This is a genomic window from Turicibacter sp. H121 (assembly GCF_001543345.1).
GTDB lineage: Bacteria > Bacillota_I > Bacilli_A > MOL361 > Turicibacteraceae > Turicibacter > Turicibacter bilis.
Genome location: NZ_CP013476.1, coordinates 1,287,317 through 1,295,000, shown reverse-complemented (window position 1 = coordinate 1,295,000; position 7,684 = coordinate 1,287,317). Strand labels below are relative to the sequence as shown.

The 7,684-nt window shown below is 32.5% G+C and carries 4 protein-coding genes; 2 read left to right on the top strand and 2 right to left on the bottom strand.

The window, feature by feature from the left end; genetic code table 11:
* Positions 1-9 precede the first annotated feature (9 nt).
* Together argS and AT726_RS06240 are read right to left on the bottom strand one after the other, a co-directional pair.
* Complete coding sequence (argS, locus tag AT726_RS06245) at positions 10-1,671, bottom strand: arginine--tRNA ligase (protein ID WP_082427791.1); 1,662 nt, start codon at positions 1,669-1,671, stop codon at positions 10-12.
* Between the two features lie 5 nt (positions 1,672-1,676).
* Positions 1,677-2,072 carry a DUF1934 domain-containing protein gene (locus tag AT726_RS06240; RefSeq protein WP_237297225.1) on the bottom strand — a complete coding sequence of 132 codons (396 nt, stop codon included), beginning with the start codon at positions 2,070-2,072 and terminating at the stop codon, positions 1,677-1,679.
* A gap of 467 nt (positions 2,073-2,539) precedes the next feature.
* Here AT726_RS06240 and pulA point away from each other — a divergent pair, with 467 nt between their 5' ends.
* Together pulA and AT726_RS06230 are read left to right on the top strand one after the other, a co-directional pair.
* Positions 2,540-5,605, top strand: coding sequence for a type I pullulanase (gene pulA, locus AT726_RS06235; protein ID WP_068759253.1), 3,066 nt, complete (start codon positions 2,540-2,542; stop codon positions 5,603-5,605).
* 160 nt (positions 5,606-5,765) lie between these two features.
* The gene (locus tag AT726_RS06230) at positions 5,766-7,682 is read left to right on the top strand and encodes a YgiQ family radical SAM protein (protein ID WP_068759252.1); all 1,917 of its coding nucleotides are present in this window, start codon (positions 5,766-5,768) and stop codon (positions 7,680-7,682) included.
* The last annotated feature ends 2 nt before the right edge of the window (positions 7,683-7,684 follow it).

The following is a 7,684-nucleotide window of genomic DNA, read 5'->3' as shown; positions in this document are numbered from 1 at the left end:
TCTAATAAATTACATTCTTTCTGGTGCATCTACACCGATTAATTCTAATGCATTCTTAATTGTTACTTCTAATGCTTTGATTAAAGCTAATTTTTCATTTGTTTTTTCTGTATTTTCTTCATTAATAACTTTCTCTGCATTATATAAACTATGGAATGCTGTTGCTAAGTCATTAATATAATTACAGATTAAGTGTGGTTTACGTTTTGCAGCTGCATCTGCGATTACCATTGGGAATTCTCCCATTAGCTTAATTACTTCATATTCTTTTTCATGTGAAATAAACTCATATTCATCTTTTAAGACTGGAGAGAATCCTTTTTCTTCTGCTTGTCTTAAAATTGAACACGTTCTAGCATGTGCATATTGTGCATAGTATACTGGATTTTCGTTTGATTTCTTAGTTGCTAAATCTAAATCGAAGTCCATTTGTGTTTCTCCACTACGCATTACGAAGAAGTAACGAACAGCATCTACCCCTACTTCGTCAACTAAATCACGAATCGTAACAGCTTTTCCTGTGCGTTTTGACATTTTAAATTCTTCGCCATCTTTAATTAAACGAACCATTTGAATAATATCTACTTCTAATTTATCTGCTTCATAACCTAAAGCTTGCATTGCTGCTTTTACGCGGGCAATATATCCATGATGATCTGCTCCCCAAATATCGACTAATTTATCATTTCCACGATTTAATTTTTCGATATGGTTAGCGATATCTGGTGTTAAATATGTATATGAGCCATCAGATTTTCTTAATACACGATTTTTATCATCTCCAAAATCTGTTGAACGGAACCAAACAGCTCCATCTTCCTCATAGATATATCCTTTTTCTTGTAATAGATCAATTGACTCTTTTACTAGATTTTTATCATAAATAGCTTTTTCACTTGTAAATAAGTCAAATTCCACACCAAACATATTTAAATCTTGTTTGATTTTGTTTAATTCATAGTCTAAAGAAATTTGACGAATTAAATCATAATTTTCATCTAATTTATCAACAAATTGATCTTGATATTGTTCTGCCATCATTTTTCCTAATGAGATGATGTCAGGTCCATAGTAACCATCTTCAGGCATTTCGGCGTCTTTACCTAATGCTTGTAAATAACGAGCATATGCCGAGATTACTAAGTTATGAATTTGATTTCCAGCATCATTAACATAATATTCACGTGTTACATCATATCCAGCTTTAGATAAAATACGACATAATGAATCACCTAATGCTGCTCCACGTGCATGCCCTAAGTGTAAATCACCTGTAGGATTTGCTGAAACGTATTCTACATTGTATTTTAAACCATTCCCTGAATTACTTTTTCCATATTCTTGACCTAATTCAATAATATTTTTAATTGATTTAGTAAATGCATTTTTATTCATGAAAAAGTTAATAAATCCTGGTCCTGCAATTTCTACTTTTTCAACATTAGCATTTTCATTATTAAAATTGCTTAATAATTCTTCTGCAATCATACGTGGATTTTTTCTTGCTAATTTAGTAAGTTGCATTGCTACGTTTGTAGAATAATCCCCATGATTTACATCTTTTGAATTTTCTAAAATGATGTTAAATTCATCTTCAGCTTGAATATATCCACACTTTAATACTGCGTCTTTAATTTCTTTTCTTAAATTATCTTTTAATGTTTGGATCATATATATTAAATATCCTCCTTATTAAATTGAATTATTAATTTATAATTCCCTGATCTTTCACCTGATACAAATAGATCATAGTCCAACGTTAACCGGATAGATGTATCATTTTCTTCTAACATATAGCAGTGTGTTTTAACTTCACTATCTAACTGACCATAAACTGTTTTAATATAACCTTGTACAGTTTCAGTAGTTCTATATGTTTGATCTATAATGACTTGACCATCACGACGCACACGAATTTGATCATGATTAAACTCAATCCTACACTTTGTAGTTGAATTATCATCAAAGTTTGTTTCATCGAAAAATAGATAATATTTACCATTTTTTTTATAAAGAATCCCTGAAGTCTCATAATTAGTCTCAGTTACATCTAATCCTTGTATAACTTTCATACAAAAACTAACTAATCCAGATATTTTATTCATACTCATTTTACCATCATCCATAATGTGTAAGTTTATCTATTAATTATAGCACAATTTATTTTATCGATTCTATATGATTATTGCAATAACTTTATAAATATATACAATACAAACTATCATTTAACAGTTATCTAGATTAATCTATTTTTTCTTTAAGAGCTCTATTGTAAAGAATCATTAATTTTTTTCTCCTATTCACATAAGAAATAAGTCTTAAATTTATAAGATTATCTGATATGTAAAGTAGTTTTAATTTACAAAAATTTATTTTTGAAAAAGGAATATTTTTAATAGGTTATAATCTTTGAAATGCTATTAAAGTCAGACATCTCTTTTATTTTCAAAGTAATCGTTTACACATCACTGTAAGCGTATACTTTGATTGACCAAAAAATGGTACAATTTAAAATGTAATTTAATATAGGGGGGATAATATGAAGCGTTTAATTTCATTACTACTAGCAATAGCGATTGTAGTAACATCACTTTTACCAAATGGGAGGATTTATGCAACAGATAATGCAAAACTAACAATCCATTATCAACGAACTGATGGAGTATATGATGATTGGAATATCTGGGCTTGGGATACGGGAACGGAAGATATGGAACAAATTGACTTTACTGCTAGAGATGACTTTGGTTACATTGCAGAAATCGAAGTAGCTGTAGGTAATGAATCGGGATTCATTATTCGTAAAGGGGATTGGGTAGCTAAAAACTGTGATGAAGATCAACGTATCTTAGTTGAACAAGATACTGAAATTTGGGTAACAGAAGGACAATGTGGATATTTAACTGAAGCACCAGAAGGTGCAGGTGGTGAAGTTGTACAATTACCAACTGCTGCAAATGCTAATGAATCTACAGTAAGTGATGAAGAAGTTGAGATGCAAGTATTTGTACACTATCGCCGATATGATGATAAATATAAGAAGTGGAATATTTGGGGATGGATTGGAGATAAAGAGGGATTATCTTATGCATTTAACGATGAAGATGATTACGGAAAGATTTTTAAAATGAATTTAAAAGATTTAAATGGGGCTCAACAACTTGGAATTATTATGAGAAAGGGAGATTGGGACTCCAGAGATATTGATCAAGATCGTTTTATTGATTTAACAAAAGCGAAAGATGAGGTATTACATGTTTATTTATTAGAAGGAGATCCTAATATTTACTATAATGAGGATGATGTAGATTTAAGACCTCGTTTATCTTCAGCTACTTTTACGTCATTAAAAAAGGTTATTCTAACAGCACCAATTCCATTCACTTCAACAGATGGAATCGAAATAAAAGATAATTCAGGAAATATACTTGAATTAGATCGAGTGTTGGTAGATCAAACAGGTTCTACGATTGTAGTATTATTAAAAGAAGATATTAACTTAGAAAACTCTTATACAATTTCAAAAGAAGGATTTAAAGATGCAATCGAGGTATCTTATACAGGACTTTTTGATTCAGAAGAATTTCATGATGTATTTTATTATGATGGTGATGATTTAGGATTTACTTATTCTAAAGATAATACATCATTTAGAGTATGGGCACCCACTGCTAGTAAAGTCATTTTAAATTTATATGAAGCGGGTAGTGGGGATAACTTAATTGAAAAAATCGATATGACTCGCGATGTTAAAGGAACATGGGTAGCAGAAGTTTCTGGTGATTTAAATCTTACATATTATACATATGAAGTAACAGTTGGAAATCAAACAAACGAAGCTGTTGATCCTTATGCACGTGCAGTTGGAGTCAATGGAAATCGTGCGATGGTTGTAGATTTAGATTTAACAGACCCTGAAAATTGGGCTGAAGATGTAGCTCCTGAATTTAGCGGAAATCCAACAGATGCTATTATCTATGAGTTACATATGCGTGACTGGTCAACTCATGAATCGTCAGGATTAGAAAATGTCGGGAAGTTTTTACAATTTACTGAAGAAGGTGGAACAGATCACTTAACAGATTTAGGAATTACACACCTTCACTTACTTCCAGCATTTGATCATCGTTCAATTGATGAAACGAATTTAGATGAAGCACAATTTAACTGGGGTTATGATCCTCAAAATTATAATGTTCCTGAAGGTTCTTATTCAACAGATCCTGAAAATGGTGAAGTTCGTATTAATGAGTTTAAACAAATGGTTCAATCATTACATCAAAATGGAGTTCGTGTTGTAATGGATGTTGTTTATAATCATACAGGTGCAACCGCCGATTCAGATTTTAATAAAATTGTTCCAGGATATTATTATCGTCAAACAACAGATGGTGGATTCTCAAATGGTTCTGGTTGTGGTAATGAAACAGCTTCTGATCGTTCAATGATGCGTAAGTTCATGATTGATTCAGTTACATACTGGGCAACAGAATATAATATTGATGGATTCCGTTTCGATTTAATGGCTTTACATGATATTGACACAATAAATGAAATTCGTAATGCTTTAACTGAAATTGATCCAACAATCATTACTTATGGTGAAGGTTGGGATGCAGGTGGTTCAGCATTAAAACCAACTGAAGCTGCATTAAAAATCTATGCTTCTCAAATGCCAGGAGTTGCGATGTTTAGTGATGATATTCGTGATGGTATAAAAGGTAGCGTGTTTAATGCTGAAGAGCCTGGTTTTGTAAATGGGCAATTTACTTTTGATGAGCGTGTTAAATTTGGTATTGTTGGTGCAACAGAACATTCTCAAATCGATTATAATCGCGTAGCTTTAGCAGGTGGAGCAAGTGGTCCTTGGGCAACTGAGGCAGCTCAATCAATTAACTATGTCTCAGCACACGATAACAACACGCTTTATGATAAATTAATCGCAACTCTTCCAGATGCGGATGAAGAAACAATTAAATTAATGCAAAAGCAAGCAAACGCTATCATATTAACTGCACAAGGTGTTCCTTTCTTACATGCAGGTGTTGAAATGATGCGTACAAAAGATGGAGATCATAATAGTTACAATGCTTCGGATGAAGTTAATCAAATTAATTGGAATTGGAAAAACGAAAATCAAGATGTTTATAATTACTATAAAGGATTAATTTCACTTCGTAGGGCACATCCGGCCTTCCGTATGTCTGCACAAGAAGATATTCAAAATAATTTAACATTCATGGAAGATATTCCTCTTGGAGTTGTTGCTTTCAATTTAGAAAATAATGCAAACGGGGATTCAGCATCAGATATTACAGTTATCCACAATGCTACAGATAGCGAACAAGTCATTTCTTTACCGAAATCTGCAGACTGGCAATTAGTTGTAAATGGTGAGACAGCTGGAACTGAAGTAATTGAAGTTATTAAAGGTGATTCAATAACAGTAACGCCACATTCTTCTTATGTATTAATGATTGATGATTCAATGAATACAACAGAAAACTTTAACCAATTATTATTAATTGCTGGAGCAGCATTACTTGTTATTGCTGGAACAGCTAGTTATATTATTTACGATAAAAAAAAGAAAGCTTCTAAATAATTTCTAAAAGAGACTAGTCGATGAGATTAGTCTCTTTTAATTTTCCTTAAATTTTAATAGATACCTAGACTTTTTTATAACTATTGCTAATAAATGTGTTTCATGTTTTAAGAAGAAACCTGTTATAATGTCGATAGACTGAATTTGACGAGTTGATAATATGTCAGAATTTTTACCAGTAACACACGAGGAAATGAAGGCTCGTGGTTGGGAACAGGCTGACTTCGTTTATATTACGGGTGATGCTTATGTGGATCATCCTTCATTTGGTGCTGCGATTATTACAAGAACACTTGAAGCATATGGTTATAAGGTTTGTATTATTTCACAACCAAATTGGAAAGAGGTTGAAGAGTTTAGACGTTTTGGAAAGCCTCGTTTAGGTTTTTTAATTTCTTCTGGAAATATTGATTCGATGGTCAATCATTATTCGGTATCTAAACGCCGTCGTAAAAAAGATTCTTATACACCGAACGGTGAGATGGGAAAACGACCTGATCGTGCAACGATTGTTTATTCACATATGGCACGTCAGGCTTATCCTGATGTTCCGATTATTGTGGGTGGAATTGAGGCATCCTTACGTCGTTTAGCTCATTATGATTATTGGGATGATAAAGTACGTCGCTCGTTATTGTTAGATGCCAAGGCTGATTTATTACTGTATGGTATGGGTGAAAAAATTATTATTGAGGTTGCAGATGCCTTAAATGCTGGAATTGCAGTTGAAGATTTAGTTTATATTCGTGGTTCAGTATGGAAGACAAAAGATTTAGACCGCGCGTATGATTATATTATGCTTCCAAGCTATGAGGAAATTGTAGCGGATAAAATGACCTATGCAAAAGGTTTTAATATTCAGTATGAAAATACTGATTCAATTGTCGCTAAGACATTAGTGGAGCCTTGCCAAGGTTGGTATGTAGTTCAAAATCCACCAGGTGAACGTTTAACTCAAGAGGAAATGGATTATACGTATGCCCTTCCTTATACGAGAAAGTATCATCCGATGTATGAAGAAATGGGTCATATTCCGGCGATTGATGAAGTGAAGTTTAGTTTAATTTCTAATCGCGGATGTTATGGTGGGTGTAATTTCTGTGCTCTAACCTTCCATCAAGGACGTACCATTCAAACACGTTCTAAAGAATCAATTATTGAGGAAGCTAAGAAGATCACGGAAGATGTTAATTTTAAAGGATATATTCATGATGTTGGAGGACCAACAGCTAATTTCTATGCCCCAAGTTGTGATAAACAAATAACAAAAGGTGTTTGTAAGAAAAAGCAATGTTTACATCCTAATCCATGTAAACAATTAAAAGTAGATCATAGTGAGTATCTTGATCTTCTTCGACAATTAAGAACTTTACCAAATGTGAAGAAAGTATTTGTTCGTTCAGGAATTCGTTATGATTATGTGATGTATGATAAAAATGATGAATTTTTCCATGAATTAGTTGAACATCATGTCAGCGGACAATTAAAAGTGGCCCCTGAGCATGTTTCAGATAAGGTGTTACATTATATGGGGAAACCAACACGTTCTTTATATGATCGATTTGTAAGAAAATATTATGCAATTAATAAAAAGTTAAATAAAGATCAGTACTTAGTGCCATATTTAATGAGTTCACATCCAGGTTGTGATTTACATGGTGCCATTGGATTAGCTGAGTATTTACGTGATATTAATCATCAGCCAGAACAGGTACAAGATTTCTATCCAACACCAGGTACGTTATCCACAACGATGTTCTATACAGGCGTCGATCCTCGTACAATGACACCAGTTTATGTTCCAAAAAATCCTAATGAGAAGGCAATGCAACGTGCCTTAATTCAATATAAAAATCCAAAGAATTATGATTTAGTTTATGAAGCCTTACAAAAAGCCGGACGTTTAGATTTAGTTGGCTATGAACCTGAATGTTTAATTAGACCAGTAAAACCAAAATTACCAGTAAAATCAAGTAAACTAACGACTAAATCAAATCAAAAACAACAAAAAAATTATCAAAAGCCAAGCCATAAAAAGGCTTATGAAGGTGGAAAGAAAAAAAGAAAATCTCGCTAAAT

Excerpts from the sequence above, each read along its gene's own strand:
- argS (WP_082427791.1), bottom strand. The coding sequence starts at position 1,671 with ATGATCCAAACATTAAAAGATAATTTAAGAAAAGAAATTAAAGACGCA.
- AT726_RS06240 (WP_237297225.1), bottom strand. The coding sequence starts at position 2,072 with ATGAAAGTTATACAAGGATTAGATGTAACTGAGACTAATTATGAGACT.
- pulA (WP_068759253.1), top strand. The coding sequence starts at position 2,540 with ATGAAGCGTTTAATTTCATTACTACTAGCAATAGCGATTGTAGTAACA.
- AT726_RS06230 (WP_068759252.1), top strand. The coding sequence starts at position 5,766 with ATGTCAGAATTTTTACCAGTAACACACGAGGAAATGAAGGCTCGTGGT.